General features: G+C 59.1%; 15 protein-coding genes and 1 pseudogene. 8 read left to right on the top strand and 8 right to left on the bottom strand.

All coding sequences use genetic code 11. From position 1 onward, the window contains the following. Positions 1-2: 2 nt before the first annotated feature. The 8 genes from Q7T36_RS02630 to Q7T36_RS02595 are packed head-to-tail and all read right to left on the bottom strand — an operon-like array spanning position 3 to position 7,987. Positions 3-455, bottom strand: coding sequence for a TerB family tellurite resistance protein (locus tag Q7T36_RS02630; protein WP_304843717.1), 453 nt, complete (start codon positions 453-455; stop codon positions 3-5). Between the two features lie 17 nt (positions 456-472). Further along, complete coding sequence (locus Q7T36_RS02625) at positions 473-2,299, bottom strand: ATP-binding protein (protein WP_304843714.1); 1,827 nt, start codon at positions 2,297-2,299, stop codon at positions 473-475. A gap of 2 nt (positions 2,300-2,301) precedes the next feature. After that, positions 2,302-3,018 (bottom strand): PspA/IM30 family protein, encoded by a 717-nt coding sequence (locus tag Q7T36_RS02620; protein ID WP_304843712.1) that lies wholly within the window; start codon positions 3,016-3,018, stop codon positions 2,302-2,304. Between the two features lie 57 nt (positions 3,019-3,075). Continuing rightward, positions 3,076-3,957 carry a hypothetical protein gene (locus Q7T36_RS02615; RefSeq protein WP_304843710.1) on the bottom strand — a complete coding sequence of 294 codons (882 nt, stop codon included), beginning with the start codon at positions 3,955-3,957 and terminating at the stop codon, positions 3,076-3,078. A 12-nt stretch (positions 3,958-3,969) separates the two neighbouring features. Continuing rightward, positions 3,970-4,821, bottom strand: a complete 852-nt coding sequence (locus tag Q7T36_RS02610) for an ABC transporter ATP-binding protein (protein WP_304843708.1) — start codon at positions 4,819-4,821, stop codon at positions 3,970-3,972. Then, positions 4,818-5,615 (bottom strand): ABC transporter permease, encoded by a 798-nt coding sequence (locus Q7T36_RS02605; RefSeq protein ID WP_304843706.1) that lies wholly within the window; start codon positions 5,613-5,615, stop codon positions 4,818-4,820. Before Q7T36_RS02605 ends, Q7T36_RS02610 begins: the two co-directional genes overlap by 4 nt. A gap of 3 nt (positions 5,616-5,618) precedes the next feature. Next, on the bottom strand, positions 5,619-7,256 hold the full coding sequence (locus Q7T36_RS02600) for a phosphate ABC transporter substrate-binding/OmpA family protein (protein WP_304843704.1): 1,638 nt from the start codon (positions 7,254-7,256) through the stop codon (positions 5,619-5,621). A 29-nt stretch (positions 7,257-7,285) separates the two neighbouring features. Continuing rightward, positions 7,286-7,987, bottom strand: coding sequence for a hypothetical protein (locus Q7T36_RS02595; protein WP_304843702.1), 702 nt, complete (start codon positions 7,985-7,987; stop codon positions 7,286-7,288). 247 nt (positions 7,988-8,234) lie between these two features. On the opposite strand from Q7T36_RS02595, the gene Q7T36_RS02590 reads away from it, so the two are divergent. From Q7T36_RS02590 to Q7T36_RS02555, 8 genes and pseudogenes are all read left to right on the top strand, one after another. Beyond that, the gene (locus Q7T36_RS02590; protein WP_304843700.1) at positions 8,235-9,227 is read left to right on the top strand and encodes an adenosine kinase; all 993 of its coding nucleotides are present in this window, start codon (positions 8,235-8,237) and stop codon (positions 9,225-9,227) included. A gap of 5 nt (positions 9,228-9,232) precedes the next feature. Further along, a complete protein-coding gene (locus Q7T36_RS02585) occupies positions 9,233-9,562 on the top strand; it encodes a Rieske 2Fe-2S domain-containing protein (RefSeq protein WP_304843698.1) in 330 nt (109 codons plus the stop codon). A gap of 163 nt (positions 9,563-9,725) precedes the next feature. Beyond that, positions 9,726-10,133, top strand: a pseudogene (dksA, locus tag Q7T36_RS02580) (RNA polymerase-binding protein DksA); the annotation flags it as partial. A gap of 6 nt (positions 10,134-10,139) precedes the next feature. Continuing rightward, a complete protein-coding gene (gene gluQRS / locus Q7T36_RS02575; protein ID WP_304843694.1) occupies positions 10,140-11,105 on the top strand; it encodes a tRNA glutamyl-Q(34) synthetase GluQRS in 966 nt (321 codons plus the stop codon). Between the two features lie 47 nt (positions 11,106-11,152). Further along, complete coding sequence (locus Q7T36_RS02570) at positions 11,153-11,329, top strand: hypothetical protein (protein WP_304843692.1); 177 nt, start codon at positions 11,153-11,155, stop codon at positions 11,327-11,329. Further along, positions 11,319-14,288 (top strand): ATP-binding protein, encoded by a 2,970-nt coding sequence (locus Q7T36_RS02565; RefSeq protein WP_304843690.1) that lies wholly within the window; start codon positions 11,319-11,321, stop codon positions 14,286-14,288. The genes Q7T36_RS02570 and Q7T36_RS02565 overlap by 11 nt, the downstream gene beginning before the upstream one ends. Beyond that, complete coding sequence (locus Q7T36_RS02560; RefSeq protein ID WP_304843688.1) at positions 14,289-15,701, top strand: sigma-54 dependent transcriptional regulator; 1,413 nt, start codon at positions 14,289-14,291, stop codon at positions 15,699-15,701. Positions 15,702-16,462: 761 nt separating this feature from the next. Continuing rightward, complete coding sequence (locus Q7T36_RS02555) at positions 16,463-19,273, top strand: DNA methyltransferase (protein WP_304843686.1); 2,811 nt, start codon at positions 16,463-16,465, stop codon at positions 19,271-19,273. Positions 19,274-19,295: the final 22 nt, after the last annotated feature.

Here is a 19,295-nt window from a genome sequence, read left to right as displayed (position 1 = left end):
ATTCAGCCCAGTTCGCCCGCCACCACCGCCACGGAGGCAGTGTCCGGCAAATGCGCCAGGCTGGCCAGCAGGCTGTCCTTGACGATCGCCTGCAACTCGGCAAGCCGGGACAGGGTGATGTCCATATCGGCGGCCAGCCCGTTCAACACGGTTTGTTCCTGGGCGGAACAGTGACCGTCGGCGTAGGCCGTCAGCACACACAGGGTCAGCAACAGTTCACGGTTTTCGCTGTCGCTGAAACGGGCGGCATCGACATGGAAATCGCCGGTGCTGGAGGACAGGATATCGTCAAACAGGGGCAATCCCGAGGTTTCGACACCGTCTTCATAGAATGCACGGATCAGGGCGACTTCGGCCGGGTGAATGCCATCGGTATGGGCCACCTTGAGCATGGCGCGGGCGGCAATGCTGATCTCGGTATCCGACAACTGTCCGGCTGCGGCAAATGGCAACATGATGAACTCCTTTGTAGTTATTCGTTGATCTGCAGGCGCAGGGCCTGCAGTTGCTGGTGGACATTTTCAGCGCTGAGGCTGCGGAAGCGCGCCGGTAACATGGAACGGCGTGAACATTCAAAAACGGCCAGCATTTCCATGAAACGGATCATGGCGATGTCCTGCGGCGGCATGAAGTCATCCATGGCGCGCGCCAGCAGGGCTTCGCTGAACGGCAGCCCTTCCCGCCCGGCAAACTCCAGCGCCAGCAGCGCCACCGCTTCCAGATCCGCATTTGAATAGCCTTCCAGCCGCCCCATCAGGCTTTCCGCCAGGGGCCAGTCGGTCTGGCCGGTGCTGACATAACGGCCAAGAATGGCCTTGATGATGGCCAGCCGTTCGGCGGCGGTTTCGGCATAGAAAAAGGGAATCTTGCGGTCGAGGCGACCGGGGCGCTTGATGTCGGCATCCAGCTTGTCCGGGCGGTTGGTCATCAGGATGAACAGCACCTGCCCCCGGTTTTCGGTATCCGACATGAACTCCTTCAACCGGGCGATGATGCGGGAACTGGTGCCGCCGTCCGAGTCTTCGCTCTGGCGGCCGAAACTGCGGTCGCCTTCATCAATGATGACCGCAATCGGTCCCATGGCCTTGACCGCACCCAGCACCCGTTCCAGGTTGGCTTCAGTGGAACCCACCCATTTGGAACGGAAATTCTTCAGCGCGACGCCGGTCAGCCCGGCTTCCTTGAGGAAGGCCTTGATGACAAAGGTCTTGCCCGCCCCCATCGGCCCCACCGCCAGCAAGCCCATGGGGCAACGGGCACGCTCGCCCGAACGGATGGCGCGGGCGATTTCCATCAATTCCGCCTTGATGCCTTCATTGCCGCCAACCACGCTGAGACCGTGTTTCGGTTCAATGAACTCGATCAGCCCGGCGCACTCTTTCTCAATCAGTTCGCGTTTGCGGCGGCGCACCAGCGCCAGCATTTCTTCCTGCGGCGAGGCGGAATCCGGCAAGGGCCGCGTCGGGTCCACCATCTGCCGGATTTCCTCCGGGGTCATACCGGCGGTGATGCCCGCCAAACGACCGGCGCGCTCGTCCGCCTGCGGCTGACCGGACAGCAGCCCGGCAATCAGGCGACGGCGTTCTTCTTCATTCAGACCCTGTCCGCCGTCACCCGCCACTATGCCCGCCAGCTGGATGACCCGCAGTCCGGCCGTGTGTTCAGCCATTTGCCGCAACTGTTCGGCGGGCATTTGCGGCGCATAATGTCGGATGGCGCGCTCACGCTCGGCCAGGTCGGGCACCGGGACTTCGACGGCGGATACACGGGGATTGGTCAGCAGCGCCGGGCTGATTTCCGACAGTGACTCGCAAATCAGGATGATGACATTGTCGTTGGCGTTGATTTCGTCATCCAGCGACCAGCGGTGCAAGGTGGTCTGGGCGCTGCGGTCGTCCACGGACAGGAATTGCGGGTCACCGGCCGGAATCACCGTCCCGGCGTAGGGAATCAGCACGCCATTGGAACGATGCTCACGCAATCGCCGCTCCACGGAGGCCAGGATGCCCGGCATGCCCTTGGCTTCGAGGTGCTCATACAAGGCGGCCTTTTCGTCCGCCGCAATCCCGGAAAGCACCCGCAAGCCGCGATCAACACTGATTTCGAAAAGGCGTTCCTTGTTGCCCTTGAGCAGCACCCCGGCGAGGAAGTCGACCATTGAAGGCGCTTTCCCGTCGACCAGATATCGGTCAAACACATTGCGATAGAGCACAAAAACCGAGGCTTCCCCCGCCAGATAACGGGCGCGCACGGTTTCGGCCCATGCCGGCAATACTGGTCGGATCTCCGGGGCGCTCATGGCTACATGCTCTTGCCGGTGCTGTTCGCCGCCGCTTGCGCGGCCTTGGCGCGCTTCATTTCCTCCAGCTCCTGGCGGGCGGTGACGGCGCCGCTGCTCTGGCGCAGTTGGGCCAAACGGACATCCAGGTCGGATTCGCGCAGCTCCTTACCCAAGTTAGCCTGGGCAACGGTATTCTTGATGTGGTCGCGGACGTTTTCCAGCGCCCGGACTTCGGCATCCACCGACAGCCCTTCCAGCTGGTCGTTGATTTTGATGCGGGCCTGCGCACTTTGCATCTGCGCCAGCATCCGGTCTTTTTCAGCCTTCAGCTTGTCAATTTCACCCTTCACCTGCAGCAACGACGACTTGGCGTCCTCGGCATCGCGGGTGGCGATATCACTGTCGGCCTTCAGGGTGGCCACGCTGGCGGTGAGCGCATTCTTCTTCTGGATCAACACCACGGCCAGATCATCCTGCCCGGTGGCCACGGCGGTTTCCAGATCGCGGCTGATCGAAGCCAGATCGGCTTCCTCGCGGCCAAGGCGGGTTTCAATATCCTGGCGGCGGCGAATTATGGCGGCCGTTGCGGATTTAAGCTTGTCGTACTTGCCGATCATGCTGTCAATGGAATTCTGGTAGGCGATTTCCGGATGCCGCTTCTCGACATCGGTAATCCACAGCGAAACGAATCCGCTCCACAGATTGGAAAGTCGGGCGATAAAATTGCTGTCAGCCATGTTGAATATCCCTGGTGGTCTGTTGTGGCGAACCCAGTCGCCGGTTGGTATGGGGTGTCATCCGGATTTGCCCTGACGCAGGGGAACGGGCCTGACCGGCGCTGCCGAAGCTACAGTCCGGCTGCCGAACGACGGCAGCGCTTCACCCAGGTCAGACGCCAGTTCCGCTTCAATATCCTCTTCCAGCCGCAGCCGGGCAATCGATTCCTCCAGCCGCGAATCAAGACCGCCGGCGGAGGGCGCAGAAATGATCGACTGGTAAATTTCTTCCATCTGGTCCGGCATTGACAGCATGGCGGCTTCGATGGACCGACGGCGGCTGAGCATGCGCCGGTGACGCACCGTCAGACTCTGGTATTCAGAGCGCGCCTTCTGCAATTGCCTGACATCGGTTCCCAGCCCGCCCTGTTCAATCTCATGATCCAGTTCGCGGATACGGCGCTCGACGTCGGTCAGGCTGACCACCTCGGCGCGGTCATCAATCACCAGCGCCGCCAGCCAGATGCCCAGATAATCCAGAGTCGAATCATCCAGCCGTTCGACATCCCGCAACGACAGCCGGGCGCTGTTGTCACGGGCGAACCGGTACAGCGACTCGACCCGCTCCACCATGCGGTTATAGGCCTCCAGCGAGCCAATGTGCATTTTCCGGCTTTCGGTGCGCTTGCGGATTTCATCCTGCAACTGCCAGCGGGCGTTCTTCCGTGCCTGGTCCCGGTAGGATTTGTCGACCTTGGCGCGGAAATGCGGCAGGGATGGCACATAGAGGGCGGCAATCGCCTCCCCGGCAGCGAAGACCACCAATGGCACCAGCGCCATGCCCAGGCCGAAAGGAATGGACAGCACCACCCCGGTCGCCACTGAGGTCAGGAAGGCATAGACATTGGTCTGGCTCTTCAGCATTTCACCCAGGTACGACGGCTGGCTGTTCTCGCTCACGGGCATTTCCCCTTAGACAGATACACGCAGCGAGCCCTTGCCGGGGCTGACCTTGTGCAATTGGGCGAGAATGCGCTCTTCCAGCGCCAGCGCTTCCGGACCGCGTTGCCAGCCGGCCGCACGCGGGCGCGGCTCTCGAATCAGGAAGTCATCGGCAATGGTGGCAGGCTGCGTGGACAGCACGATGACCCGGTCGCCCAGCCGCAAGGCTTCCGTGACATCGTGGGTGACAAACATGACCATGCACGGATGCGTGTCATACAACCGGATCAGCAAACTCTGCATTTCCTCGCGGGTCTGGGCATCCAGCGCGCCGAAGGGTTCATCCATCAGCAGGATGCGCGGCCGCAGCACCAGCGCCCTCGCCAGCGCCACCCGCTGGTTCTGGCCGCCGGACAGTTGCCGGGGATACAGCTTCTGCTTGTCGGTGAGGCCCACGGCCTCGACCAGTTCGTTGACGCGGGCGCGCCATTCAGACTCCGGAACGCGTTTCTTCCAGAGGGCGAAACGGAACGGGAAGGCCACGTTTTCCCAGACCGTCAGGTCGGGTCGGTTGGCATAGCGCTGGAAGACCATGATCGAATCATCATGGGCATCATGGCACGGGTCGCCGTCAATCAGGATGGAACCGGACGTCGGCGTCTGCACACCCATCGGCCGCACACCCCCCAGCATGTGCAGTAAGGTGCTCTTGCCGCAACCGGAAGGCCCCAGCAACATGTTGATGCCGGGCTTGTCGAAATCCAGGCTGATGTTGTCGAGCACGCGGGTTACCCCGCCTCCGGGCTTGGGGTATTCCTGGATGATGTTGCGAACAGCAATGCTGACCTGCCGGGGTGTGGGCGTCTTGGCGGCGTCGCTCATTGTGTACCCTCCCAGGGATAGAGGCGGCGCTTGGCCATCACCATCAGCTGATAAGTCACCAGCGCCAGCGCAATAATGACGAGAATTCCGGCAAATACCTGATCCATGGCGCTGAAACGGCGTGCGTTCTGGATCAGTTGTCCCAAGCCTTCGCGGGCGTTGACGTATTCGGCAACGGTAATATACGTCCAGCTGACCGAGACACTGACAATCACCGCATCGGCAATGCGCGGCATGGCAATGGGTACAATAGCCTTGGTCACGCACTCCCAGGGCTTGCCGCCCAGGTCACGGGCGCTGGTCCAGTAACTTTGCGGCACCGCCTGGATGGCATCGCGGACCATGGGTATCAGGTAGACCACCGCCCCGATGAACAGGAAGGCAATCTTCATCGCTTCACCAATGCCCAGCCACATCACCAGGATTGGCAGCAGCGCCACGACCGGCGCCGAACGAAAGGGGTCAATCAGCGGCGACAGCACGGCGTTGATACGCGGCGCAGCCCCCATCAGGATACCCACCGGAATGCCGATCACCACCACCAGCAATGCCGCCGACAACACCCGGCCCATCGACCACAAAGTGGCCGTCAGCAACAGGCTGTCGCCTTCATGCCAGGACAAATAACCCAGCGCCTGCAGCACGCTCCACGGCGCGGGCAGCTTGTTCGGCCCCACCAGCCCGGTTCCTGACAGCAGGCTCCAGACCAACAGTACGGCGGCCACGGCGCCAATACCCAGCCAGCGGCGGGTGCCGGCCGGCAGATTCTCGTAGGGACTCCAAAGACTATTCATGCATCACCGCGAGTACACAGCCACACGGGTGGAGCGATTGAGGGCGCGGCACTCTTCCAGACTCATGCCCTCGCCCGCAGCGGTGGCTTCGTTGCAAATGGGCTTGTCAGGGCCATTGCCGACAATCTTGAAACGCTCACGCGGAAACTCCCACTGCGCCGCCAGGTATTCCACCACGGCGGCGGCGCGGGCGCGGGACAGGTTCATGTTGGTGTCACGTGCGCCGGTGGCGTCGGTGTTGCCGCTGATCTCGAAATAGGCCTTGCCGTTGTTTTCAATGAAGGGAACCATGTCGGTATCAATGGTCTTCTGCGCACGCTTGGTCAGTTCGGCAGAACCGGAGGCGAAGCTCACGGTCACCGGCTTGGTGACCTGGGCCTCCTTGCCGGACGCTTCGTCCAGCGCCTGACGGCTGAATGTTTCCGCCGGTTTGGCCGCCGCCACGGAGGCTGCGCTGTTCTTGGCCAGCATGGCCTTGATGAAGCGGTAATCAAAACTGTCCTGCGGCGCAATCACCGGCGAATTGGGATTGGCCAAGGCCCCGGCGCGACGGTAAATTTCGTCAAAACGCTGGTAGACGCGTTCGTAATGGTTGGCCCCGCCCGCCAGACCAAGAATGCGTGCATTGTCTTCCAGACCGGTCCAGACGACATTTGCAAACAGGCTCTTGATGAAGGGCAAGCCTTCCTGTTTGCCCAGCAGGCCGAAGAATTCCTCGGTTTGCACCAGCGCATTGGCGGCGGTGTCATGATCCGCGCGCGCGGCCTTAACGCCTTCCATCCAGCCTTCCACAAACTTCTGGAACACCGCTTCGTTGGCCGGTTGGTTGAGGGCGCGGGTATCGCAAACCATGACGTCAAAAATCAGGTTGGACGCGGTCTTGGTGGAATAGATGACCTTGGCGCCCTTGACGTTGCGCAGCGCCAGCGCCAGGTCGGGGTCCCACAACGCGGCGGCGTCCACATTGCCCGATTCCAGCGCCGCCCGCACCCCGGCTGTGCCTTCCTCGGCGTTGATGTAGACATACTTGACGCTGGATTTCTTGCGCGCCGTCATGGAGGAGTTGTCCACGGCATCAATGGTCATGCCATGCGAGGGGGTGAATTGCAGCAAGGCGATGGAGTGATCCGCCAGATCCTCAACGGTATTGATGGCCGGATTTCGGGTAATAATCGCATCGCCGCCCTGGGTATTGTCGACTATCATCACGGCCCGGCCGTCCTGACCGGCATTGCGCAGGTTGGGTTGTTCCTGCGCCCAGAAGTCGGAGGTGCGCCAGGCGCACTGGGCTGTCCCGGATTCAAAAATGGTGGCCAGCGTCGGAATATCGTCCTGAATGACGAACTCCACATTCAGGCCGGCTTTGCTGTAAATGGAGCCGGGCCGCGTCTTCAGGCTGCTACCGTTGGCGACAATGGCCGGAGCATAGCCGTGAAAGCTGACCAGACTGACCCGCAGCGGGTTTTCCGGAGTTCCCAGCGGCGCCCCGTTGTCCGGCCTGGCGGAAACCTGACCGGCAACCGCTTTGCCGTCCTTGCCCTTGATCATGTCCTTCACGCCAAGATGCCAGGCGGCTGACGAAGCGGCGGCAATAATAATGACTGCAATCAGTCCTTTCGCAAGGGGGGTGGCCTGTGCCATGAGCAATCCTCTGTAAATTGAGCGCCGGATTAAGGCTGGGTCGACGGTGTTGCCGGAGGGGTGAAGTGGGCAGGTATTTCACGCAGCCGCTCGATTTCCTGATCGACACGGCGCGCTTCACGGGCGGCGGTTTCACGGGAGGCGCGCAACGCCGCTTCCAGCTCACCGGCCTGCCGGGCCGATTGGGCGATGTCTTCCTGAAGCAACTGCTCCAGTTCGGTCATTTTGCGGCGGATGATATCGGCGTTTTCCGCCTGTGAACGATGTACTTCACTGATGCGGGCCGCTGTCTGTTCTTCCGTCTCGCGAATGCGGGCTGTCAACGATTGCTTGTAGCCGTCCAGAATACGGATCTTCAGCCCGGCGTCGGCAATCGGATCATCAATGACCCAGCTGTCGTCGGCGGCGTCCATGGCCAGCACCGCCATTTTGCGGGTGGCGGCATCCATTGCGCGCAGGCCATCCAGCAGTTTCAGCAACCGTTCGGCAGGAAAGGGTGAATGAGGCAGTCCGGCATTGGTGTAGATGATGTCAAATCCCAGCCCTTCAACCACCGCGCTTCCGTCCGGGGAAACCGGCAGGCTGACGGCAACGGGCTCGGGCTCGACGGGGAGCGGTTCCGCCACGGGGTCGATAGCAGAAACCGCCGATTCCGTACCGGCATCGGCCAATTCGTCATCGGACAGCTCCACCAGCCTGGCCTTGGCCAGAAACCTCATCAGACCTTTCACGCGGTCCACTCCCTGCAATAGGTTTTGAATTGTCGTTGTACAGCGGACATGGGGACGAAAACCGGCCCATGATGCACTTTTGCCAACAGTAACGGGATGTTTTCGGCAAATCAAGCAAGGGATGGACGCTGCCGGAGCCCTTTCAGCCCGCTCCCGCTTAAATCGGTTACACCATGCGCTTAAACTTCGCCGGCTTTTCAGGTATAAAGGCGCTTTCCAGACAACCCTGCCGCCAAAGGCCGATTCCATGTCCCTTGATTTGTATGCCATCGGCAATGCCCTCGTTGACAGCGAGTATCTGGTCAGCGAGGAATTCCTGGTCCGCCACACCCTGGAAAAGGGCTGCATGACCCTGATTGATGGCGACCGCCAGCGCGACCTTATTGACGCCCTGAACCGGGAGTTCAGCTGCGCCAAGCGCGCCTCCGGCGGTTCGGCGGCCAACAGTGTCATCGCGTTCAGCGCCTTCGGCGGCAGCGCGTTTTATGCCTGCAAGGTTTCAGACGACGACAATGGCGCGTTTTACCTGCATGACCTGCAACAGGCCGGTGTCAGCGCCCCGGCTCATGCCCGTGTTCCCGGCGGCGTCACCGGCACCTGCGTGGTGATGGTGACCCCCGATGCCGAACGCACCATGAACACCCACCTCGGCATTACCGCCGAGATGAGCGCCTCGGAACTGGATCTGGAGCAACTGGAGCAGGCCCGCTTCCTGTATATAGAAGGTTATTTGTCCACGTCTGACAGCGCCCGGCATGCGGTCGCTACCGCCCGGCAGATTGCCGCAAAACACGGTATCCGCACCGCCCTGACTTTTTCCGATCCTGCCATGGTGCAATACGCCCGTCATGGTTTGCAGGCTATGCTGGCGGACGGTGTCGACATCCTGTTCTGCAATGAATCGGAAGCCATGCTGTGGGCGCAAACCGACCATCTGGATCAGGCGCTGGAAGTGCTGCACCGCCACAGCCCACTGGTGGTGGTGACCTGCGGCAGTCGCGGCGCGGTGGTCAGCGAGGCCGGAAAACAGATCGTCATTGACGCCGTACCGGTCAAAGCCGTGGACACCAACGGTGCGGGTGACGCCTTCGCCGGCGCTTTCCTGTTCGGACTGAGCCGTGACTGGTCGCTGGAAGCCTGCGGCAAGCTGGCGGCGCGCACCGCCGCACAGGTGGTGAGCTGTTTTGGCCCGCGTCTTGCTAATGAAAACTATCAGGCTATCCTCAACGGGGAGGCCTGACACTGATGCACCGTCTTTGCACCCTGGGCGACATACCCGACCACGATGCACGCGGCTTCCGCACTCCGGAAGGCGACATCGTGGTAGCGCGTCAGGGAATGGAGGTTTTTGCTTATCGCAACCGCTGTCCGCATATCGGCATCTGTCTGAATTTCCAGCCGGATGTCTTTATGGACCTGACCGGGCGCCACCTGTTGTGTTCCAATCATGGTGCGCTGTTCCGGGTCAAGGATGGTTACTGCCTGCGCGGCCCCTGCAGCGGACAGTCCCTCCGGAAAGTGGAGGTGGTGATTGAAAACGGGGTCATCTGGATGCCGCCTTCCGCGGCGAAATAGTATCCGGATATTGCGGTGCGGGCTTTTGGCCGGGCCGTTGTTTGCAGGAGCCACGGGTTCCTGATATAGCTATCCGTTAACGTTTGTGTTTTGCCTGTTTGAGGAGGGTCAAATAATGACCGCAACCGCCGCCGCAACCCGAAAAGAAAAAGAAAGCATGCTGATTTACGGCTTTGCTCCGTACCAGCCCAAAGCCGGCGAAGAGTATATGAGCCCGGAGCAGATTGCACATTTCCGGGGCATTCTGCTGGCCTGGAAAAACGATCTGATGGAAGAAGTGGACCGTACCGTGCACCACATGCAGGACGAATCCGCCAACCTGCCGGACCCCAATGACCGCGCCACCCAGGAAGAAGAGTTCTCGCTGGAACTGCGCGCCCGTGACCGGGAACGCAAGTTGATCAGAAAGATCGACGAAGCGCTGAAGGATATTGATGGCGGAGACTATGGCTACTGTCAGGCCTGCGGCATCGAAATCGGCATCCGCCGTCTGGAGGCCCGTCCCACTGCAACCCAGTGCATTGACTGCAAGACACTGGCGGAAATCAAAGAGAAGCAACTGGGGGGCTAATCCCCGGTGCCTGTCTATATTGGCCGGTTTGCGCCGTCACCGACCGGGCCGCTGCATTTTGGCTCGTTGCTGACGGCTGTCGCCGGCTGGTGTGACGCCCGCGCCGCTTCCGGACGCTGGTTGCTGCGTATTGAGGATGTGGACGAAGTCCGCACCCGTCCCGGCGCAGCCGACGGCATCCGCTATACCCTGGAGGCTTTTGGGCTGGCGTGGGATGGCGATATCCGCGTGCAAAGCCTGTGCAAGGATCGTTACTACGCCTGTCTTGAGCTACTGCGGCAACAAGGCGATATCTATTGGTGCACCTGCACCCGTCGTGACCTGGCCCTTTACGGGCAATCTGTCTATCCCGGCTTGTGCCGCGCCCATGTTTCTCCCCGCCCCGATGCCGCCATCCGCCTGAAGGTTCCCGCTCCCTGCCCTGTGCATTTTCACGACCGGGTTTTTGGCAGGCAGCAGGAGGATGTTGCGCTGACTACCGGCGACTTCGTGATCCGGCGGCGTGACGGCTTCTTTGCTTACCAACTGGCGGTGGTGGTGGATGACGCCGACCAGGGCGTGACTCACATCGTGCGCGGCGCCGACTTGCTGGACAACACCTGCCGCCAGATTGTCCTGCAACAGCGCCTGGGCTTTGCCACCCCCATCTATGCCCACATCCCGCTGGTGGTAAATGCCCGGGGCGAAAAACTGTCAAAGCAGACCGGCGCGCTGGGACTGGATGCCGCCAACCCCGGCCCGGTGCTGTGGCTGGCGCTGGAATTGCTGGGGCAGCAGCTGGAATCGGCTTTACGGGAAGCCAAACCGGAAGTGATTTTGCAGGAAGCCGTCCGCCGTTGGGACATCAATAATGTGCCGGCAGCCCTGCAACTGCCTTCGGACAACCGGGTGGCGGTGGATGCGGCTTACGGAGCAAAGCCCGAACAAGCCCCAACATCCGATTCCCCCACACACCCGTCCGGGTTATCCTAAGTCATTATTCCTTTATCGCCGTGCGTTCGGCTCACCCGGGATTCGCCATGTACATTGACCGGCTGGTGCTCATCTTCATTCTGGGAGCCTACCTGCTCTCGCCCGCCATCATTGAATGGTGGAGCGTCGGCGGAACCGCGTGGCTGCGCCCCTATTTCATCTGGATCATCCTGATCGTCCTCAGCTACTGGATCGGCAAGAGCCGCGACCTCCATGATCTTTGAACCGTCCATCCTGCTCGGCCTGGGGCTGGGCTACCTGCTGATCCTGTTCCTGGCCGCCCACCTCAGCGAAACCGGCATCATCCCCACCCGCTGGATTCGCAATCCCGTGGTTTACGTCTTGTCGCTGGGGGTCTATGTCAGCGCCTGGGGCATTTACGGCATCGTCGGTTTTGCCTATGAAACCGGTTACAACTTCCTGGCGTTCTATCTGGGTGTTTCCGGCGCGTTTTTGCTGGCGCCGGTGATGCTGAGCCCCATACTGCGGCTGTCAAAGAACCATCAACTGGGCTCCCTGCCCGACCTGTTCGCCTACCGCTATCGCAGCCAGACCGCCGGTTCACTGACCACCATCGCCATGGTGCTGGGCTTGCTGCCCTTGCTGGCGCTGCAGATACGCACCGTTGCCGATACCGCCGAGATACTGACCCAGGGCCTGCACCATCAGGTGATCGCCATTACTTTCTGCGTCATCATTACCCTGTTCACCCTGCTGTTCGGCGCCAAGCCGCTGACCACCCAGTACAAGCACGACGGGCTGGTGGTGGCCATTGCCGTCGAGTCCGTGATTAAACTGACCATGATGCTGGTGCTGTCCGGCTATGCCCTGTATTCGGTCTTTGGCGGCCCTTCCGGACTGGAACAGTGGCTGACCCAACACCCCGATGCCCTGGAATTGCTGTATTTGCCGCTCAAGGAAAGCGGCATCTGGCACAGCATGATCCTGGCCTTCCTGTTCTCGGCCGTGGTAATGCCCTACATGTACCACATGGTCTTCACCGAGAATTTCCAGCCGCGTGCGCTGCTCTCCGCCAGCTGGGGTTTGCCCTTTTACCTGTTCCTGATTGCTCTGGGCATTCCCGTCATTCTCTGGGCCGGCATCAAGCTGTCGCTGGTGTCTTCCCCGGAGTATTTCTCATTGGGCGTAGCCCTGGCGAGCAACAAGCCGTGGCTGCCGCTGCTGGTTTTTGTCGGTGGCATGGCGGCGGCCAGCGGCACCATCATGGTCACGTCACTGGCCTTGTCCTCCATGGTGCTGAACCATCTGGTGCTGCCGTTCACCCAGCCTGCCCCGGCCTACAACCTCTATCACTGGCTGATCTGGGTCAGGCGCGGCCTGATCATCCTGATCACGGCGCTGGCCTATACCTTTTACCGCCTGTTCACCCGCGAACACAGCCTCACCGAAATGGCGATGCTGACGTTCATTGCCACGCTGCAGTTTGCCCCGGGTCTCATCGGCGTATTGTTCTGGCCCCGCGCCAACCGCGCCGGATTCGTCTCCGGGCTGCTGGTGGGGCTGAGCATCTGGTTTGTAGTGCTGGTCATGCCCTACCTGCTGGACTTGCCCGCCCTGTTCCCGCATTTCGCCAACTACAACTTTTCCTTTTTTGCCGATCCTGTCTACTGGCACCATGTCGGACTGGGCAGCACGGTCATCAATGCCGCTATCCTGGTTGTGGTTTCGCTCTCCACCAAGCAAAACGCCTCGGAACAGATGGCCGCCAACAGTTGCGCGGTTGACAACCTGCGCCGCCCCTACCGCTGGTCACTGAAAGCCCGGGATGTGGATGACTTCAGCATCGCCCTGACCAAGGCCCTGGGGAATCTGGCTGCGGAACGCGAAGTGAACCGGGCCTTGCATGACCTGGCCATGTCCCGCGATGAAAAACGCCCTTATGCCTTGCGACGCCTGCGCGACCAGATTGAGTCCAACCTCTCGGGCCTGCTGGGGCCGTCGGTGGCGCATGAAATTCTCGACACCCACCTGCCCTACCAGATTCGCCCCGAAAACGCCGGGGGTGAAGACATCTACTACATTGAATCGCGGCTGGAAGAATACCGGCACAAGCTGTCCGGCCTGGCGGCGGAACTGGACGCCCTGCGCCGTTTCCACCGGCAAACGCTGTACGACCTGCCCATTGGCGTCTGCTCGCTGGGGCGTGATCTGGAAATCCTCAGCTGGAACCGCTCACTGATGGAAATGACCGGCATCAGTGATGAAGACATCATCGGCTCCCGCCTCAGCAGCCTGCCCGAGCCCTGGCAGCGGCTGCTGAACGACTTCCTGCACAGCCCCAGCGTGCAACTCTATAACGAGGAAGTGGTTAGTCATGGCCGCGACCGCCGCATCAACCTGCACCGCGCTTTTATCGGTGAAGAAGAACACAGTGAAGACATGGGCGGCAGCCAGGTCATCGTGATGGAAGATGTCACGGAACTGGACCGTCTGGAGGCGCAACTGGCGCATAATGAACGGCTGGCGGCCATTGGCCGGCTGGCGGCCGGGGTGGCGCACGAAATCGGCAACCCCATTACCGGCATTGCCTGCCTGGCGCAAAACCTGAAGGCGGAAAGCGCCGAGGAAGAAACGCGCGAAGCCAGCGAACAGATCCTGACCCAGACCAAGCGTGTCAGTGAGATCGTCAAGTCGCTGGTGGGCTTTGCCCGCGCTGACCAACAAATCAGCACCTACAGCTATGGCGCGGTCAACCTGTTCCATGTGGTGAATGAAGCCATTCAGTTGTTGATGCTGACCGGCAGCAAGGACTACCATTTCGATAACTTCTGCCCCGATGACCTGCTGGTGCGGGGCAATGGACCGCGACTGACGCAGGTGTTCATCAACCTGCTGAACAATGCCCGCGACGCCAGCCCGTCCGGCAGTCATATCCTGGTGGAGGCCCGCCCCAACGGCATGATGATTCATGTGGAAGTGGAAGATTTCGGGCACGGCCTGCCGGGCGGCAACATCCGCGACAGCCTGTTTGAACCTTTTGTCACCACCAAGGAAACCGGCAAGGGCACCGGCCTGGGACTGGCGCTGGTGCACGGCATCATTGGCGAACACGGCGGCCGCATCCAGCTGATGGACAAAGCGGATTATGACCAGGGACACGGCGTTATTGTGCAATTGACCTTGCCCGCCTGCGAGGCGGATACACCTGAAGGGGAACGCTGAGTGAAGCATCATATTCTGGTCGTGGAAGACGAAGCCATTATCCGCAGCAGCCTGAAACGGCTGCTGGAGCGGAACGGCTATCGTGTCAGCGAAGCCGGTTCGGTACGCGAGGCCGCTGACAACTTCCGCCTGCCTGAATTCGACCTGGTGATTACCGACCTGCGCCTGCCCGGTGAGCACGGCACCGCGCTGATTGAACTGTCCAAGCCCGCGCCGGTGCTGATCATGACCAGTTTCGGCACGCTGAAATCCGCCGTGGACGCCATGAAGCAAGGCGCGGTGGACTACATCTCCAAACCCTTCGACCACGATGAAATGCTGCTCAGCGTCTCGCGCATTTTGCGCGAGCAGCAACTGACCACCGAGAACGTGGCGCTGAAACAGACCGTCACCGTGCCAGACAGCGGCATCATCGGTAGCTCTCCCTCCATGCAGGAGCTGTTCCGCCGCATCAGCAAGGTGGCCCCGATGTCGTCCACGGTGCTGGTTCGCGGCGAATCCGGCACCGGCAAGGAACTGGTGGCCCGCGCCCTGCACCAGCAAAGCCCCCGCCGCGACAACGCCCTGATTTCCGTCAACTGCGCTGCCATTCCTGAGTCGCTGATTGAGGCGGAACTGTTCGGTTATGAAAAAGGCGCGTTCACCGGCGCCAACACCCAGCGCAAAGGCCTGGTGGAAGCCGCAGACGGCGGCACCCTGTTCCTGGATGAAATCGGGGAACTGCCGCTGGAAGCCCAGGCCCGGATGCTGCGTTTGCTGCAGGAAAAGGAAGTGCGCCGTCTGGGCGCCACCCAGACCCGCTCGGTGGATGTGCGGCTGGTGGCGGCCACGCACCGCAACCTGAAGCAGCTGGCTGCTGAAGGCCGGTTCCGGGAAGACTTGTATTACCGCCTGAACGTGGTGGAACTGACGCTGCCGCCGTTGCGTGAACGCGGCGCGGACATCATTGAAATCGCCAACTTCCTGCTGACGAAAACCTGCGAACGGCTGAACGTGAAACCGCTGAGCTTCCATTCCGCCACCCTCGCCGCCATGATGGCCTACAAGTGGCCCGGCAATGTGCGGGAGCTGGAAAACGCCATTGAACGGGCGGTGATTCTGGCGGAAGACTCGGAAATTACCCCGGATCTGTTGGCCATTGATGTGGATGTGCCGGTGCTGGATGAAACTGACCATCTGCCGCCGGTCATGCAGGCTCAGGCGGAGGTTGCGGTGTCTGACGTGGCTGACCCGCCGGCGGGCATGTCGCTGGAAGATTATTTCCAGAGTTTTGTGCTGGCGCATCAGGAACAGATGTCAGAAACCGAGCTGGCGCGGAAACTGGGTATCAGCCGCAAGTCGTTGTGGGAGCGCCGTCAACGCCTGGGCATTCCGCGTCGCCGTTCCACCAATTCTCCGGATGGCGACATCTGATGTTACCGGCGGCGCCATTCCCGTCTCGGCGGAGGTGGCGTGTGTTACCCCGGTGTTACTCCGTTGTTACCGGCACACCCGAAAGTGTTACCTGACATTGTCAGGATGTTACCGGCGTCACGTTTCCGCATTTGCCTTCTCCTCGAGATTTTTCACAAGCCATTGTTTTTAAATGTTTTTATCTCTTAAGTGAAAGTTGGCACGGCTTCTGCATTGTTATAGATGCGCAACCAAGAACAATAACAGCGCTGCAAACAACAAGATAATGATGGCAATAATAACTATAAGGCCATGATGAGATGACGGGCAGGCTAACAACGATAACAAGGTCTGGCTGTTGAAGTGAGATTACAAGAAGAACATGTGCCAACAATAACAACGCAAGGTTAACTCAGCGCACGCGGGGACTCCGGTCCCCGCGCCTCCTCCCGGTTTTCAAAATACCGCATGAATGCCCTCCTTCACTATCATTCAGCGGACTTCAAGACGATTTCCCCAACGCAGTCGTTCATTCCTTGAATAGCGTCTCAAGAGTCGATCAAAACGCGCTGTTTCCAACCGTCGAAGCCGTGTAAACTGCTCTATCAGGCGACCCCGCAAGCTTCACGCAAAGGGATCAACGCCTTAAAAAAAGCACTCAATCAACCGCCCTTTTATCTCAAAATGAACGAAACACAGTCAGCACCTCTCCCGGAGCCGCGCCATTTATCAAAGCCTCAGCAATTATCAAAAAACAAAACGATACATAGGCAAGATGCCCCATGAATGCAGTAGAAATCGAATCCGCCATTTCCGATCTGGCAGAACAGCCCTTTGACGCAGATGAATTCCCCTACGCATTTCTGGCAGCGTTCGGCAACAAGGATACGACTCTCAAACGCTTGCGCACCGGTAACAACAACGCTTCAGATGTGACCGGCGGAGTGCTTCAACGCAATAACATCCACATTGCCGTTTGTGCGGAAGGTGCTGTCGGTGACACCCTTAAAACCTTGCGCACCAGTCCATCTACAACCAAAGCCAAAGCCCGGTTCATTCTGGCCACGGACGGCCAGACGCTGGAAGCCGAGGAACTGGCTGGCGGTGAAACCGTCGCCTGCGCCTACGCCGATTTCCCGAATCACTTTGGTTTTTTTCTGCCCTTGGCGGGCATATCTACCATCAAGGAAATCAAGGACAACCCCGTTGATGTGCGCGCCACCGGCCGCCTGAACAAGTTGTACGTTGAGTTGCTGCGCGAAAACCCGGATTGGGCCACAGATGAACGCCGGCATGACATGAATCATTTCATGGCGCGGCTGATTTTCTGCTTCTTTGCGGAAGACACCGGGATATTCAACAACACGGGCCTGTTCACCAAGACGGTGGAGCAGATGAGTGAGCGCGACGGCTCCAACACTCATGATGTGCTGGAGTGCATCTTCCGGGCAATGAATATCAAATACGATGATCGTGCAAATGTTCAGCCCCGTTTGCCGGTGTGGACGAATAACTTTCCTTATGTGAACGGTGGGCTGTTTTCGGGCAGTACGGAGGCGCCGCGTTTTACGCGGATGGCGCGCAGTTATTTGTCGCACGCGGGCAATCTTAACTGGCAGCAGATCAATCCTGATATTTTCGGCAGCATGATCCAGGCGGTGGCCGATGATGAGGAGCGCGGAGCGCTGGGGATGCACTACACCAGTGTGCCGAATATTCTGAAGGTGTTGAATCCGCTGTTTCTGGATGATTTGCGGGCGCAGTTGGCCGAGGCGGGAGATAACGAGCGCAAGCTGTTGAATTTGCGCAAGCGCATGGCGCGTATCCGGGTGTTTGATCCGGCCTGCGGGTCGGGTAATTTTCTGGTGATTGCGTACAAGCAGATGCGGGAGATTGAGGCGGAGGTCAATCGGCGTCGGGGGGAGGAACATCTGGGCAGTGAGATTCCGTTGACGAACTTCCGGGGGATTGAGCTGCGGGATTTTCCGGCGGAAATTGCGCGGTTGGCGTTGATTATTGCGGAGTTTCAGTGTGATGTGTTGTATCGGGGGCAGCAGGATGCGTTGCAGGAGTTTTTGCCGTTGGATGCGCAGAATTGGATCGTGTGCGGGAATGCGTTGCGGCTGGATTGGTTGAGTGTTTGTCCGCCGACGGGAGCGCGGGTGAAAGCGTTTGCGTATGATTTGTTTCAGTCGCAGAAGCAGGCGGAGATTGGTTTTGAGAATGAGGGGGGAGAGACGTTTATTTGTGGGAATCCGCCTTATCTTGGATTTACTTGGCAGTCAGCTGACCAAAAGTCTGATTTGCATTCAATTTTTGATGGTAGAACGTCCAGCTGGAAATCATTGGATTATGTATGTGCCTGGTTTATGAAGGCAGCCGATTATGGCTCCTCAACACTCGCAGCATCGGCATTTGTTTGTACAAACTCTATATGTCAAGGTGAGCAAGTTCCAATACTATGGCCTTTAATATTTGAGGCCGGGCACGATATTTTTTTTGCGCATACATCTTTCAAGTGGGCAAATTTAGCTAGCAATAAAGCAGTTGTTACAGTCGCAATTGTTGGAATATCAAGTGCATATAGACGAAAAAGACGCTTGTTTTCATTGGCGGATGATGGCGTTTCTGTTATTGAGAAGCAAGTAGATTTTATAAATGCTTACCTTGTAACCGGACCAAATGTAATAGTCTCTCCAATTTCAAAGCCATCTGATGCACGTGGAAAAATGGAGTGGGGTAATAAACCATCAGATGGCGGTGGCCTTGTTTTATCATTGGCGGAGGCTGAAAACGTTATTAGGGTTGACCCCTTAGCTTCCAGGTTTATTTATGACTTTGTTGGTGCTCAAGAATTTGTGCGAGGTGTAGTCAGAAGATGCCTTTGGATTGGGGATTCTGATGCTGAGGAAGCAAAAAAAAATGATTTTATAGCCTCTCGACTTGCTGCTGTACGCAAAATGCGATTGGAGAGTCCTGCCTCATCAACGCAAGCGTATGCAAGTAAGCCACATCGATTCCGGCAAATCCAAGGAATTAGCAAGGAATGGTCGATTGTTGTCCCGAAGGTGACATCAGAGTCCCGTCTTTATCTGCCTGTTGGTTTATTACCGTCTCATTCCATCGTCTCTGACAATGCCTTCGCTCTCTACGACGCTCCACTTTGGAATATGGCCCTGATCGCATCTCGCCTCCATTTGGTCTGGATCGGCACCGTCTGTGGCAAAATGAAAACCGATTTTCGCTACTCCAATACGATGGGCTGGAACACCTTCCCCGTCCCCCTGCTCACCGAACAAAACAAAGCCGACCTCACCCGTTGCGCCGAAAATATCCTGCTGGCCCGCGAAGCCCACTTCCCCGCCACCATCGCCGACTTGTATGAAGTCAAAGACGGCGTAAGCCAGATGCCGGACAACCTGCGCCACGCCCACGAACACAACGACGAAGTCCTGGAACGCATCTACATCGGCCGCCGCTTCAAGAACGACACCGAACGACTGGAAAAACTGTTCGAGCTTTACACCAAAATGACGGCGGAAACCGCCAAGGGCAAGCCTCCCGCAAAGGCCGCCAGAGGAAAAAAAGTATGAGCTCGCAACTTGTCGTCCCTTC

The organism is Fluviicoccus sp., from assembly GCF_030646115.1.
Lineage (GTDB): Bacteria > Pseudomonadota > Gammaproteobacteria > Pseudomonadales > Moraxellaceae > Fluviicoccus.
The sequence above is the reverse complement of the archived record's forward strand: the minus strand, read 5'-3'. Positions and strand labels throughout refer to the sequence as shown.

Coding starts and splice junctions, on each gene's coding strand:
- Q7T36_RS02630 (WP_304843717.1), bottom strand. CDS start 455: ATGTTGCCATTTGCCGCAGCCGGACAGTTGTCGGATACCGAGATCAGC.
- Q7T36_RS02625 (WP_304843714.1), bottom strand. CDS start 2,299: ATGAGCGCCCCGGAGATCCGACCAGTATTGCCGGCATGGGCCGAAACC.
- Q7T36_RS02620 (WP_304843712.1), bottom strand. CDS start 3,018: ATGGCTGACAGCAATTTTATCGCCCGACTTTCCAATCTGTGGAGCGGA.
- Q7T36_RS02610 (WP_304843708.1), bottom strand. CDS start 4,821: ATGAGCGACGCCGCCAAGACGCCCACACCCCGGCAGGTCAGCATTGCT.
- Q7T36_RS02605 (WP_304843706.1), bottom strand. CDS start 5,615: ATGAATAGTCTTTGGAGTCCCTACGAGAATCTGCCGGCCGGCACCCGC.
- Q7T36_RS02600 (WP_304843704.1), bottom strand. CDS start 7,256: ATGGCACAGGCCACCCCCCTTGCGAAAGGACTGATTGCAGTCATTATT.
- Q7T36_RS02590 (WP_304843700.1), top strand. CDS start 8,235: ATGTCCCTTGATTTGTATGCCATCGGCAATGCCCTCGTTGACAGCGAG.
- Q7T36_RS02585 (WP_304843698.1), top strand. CDS start 9,233: ATGCACCGTCTTTGCACCCTGGGCGACATACCCGACCACGATGCACGC.
- Q7T36_RS02570 (WP_304843692.1), top strand. CDS start 11,153: ATGTACATTGACCGGCTGGTGCTCATCTTCATTCTGGGAGCCTACCTG.
- Q7T36_RS02565 (WP_304843690.1), top strand. CDS start 11,319: ATGATCTTTGAACCGTCCATCCTGCTCGGCCTGGGGCTGGGCTACCTG.
- Q7T36_RS02555 (WP_304843686.1), top strand. CDS start 16,463: ATGAATGCAGTAGAAATCGAATCCGCCATTTCCGATCTGGCAGAACAG.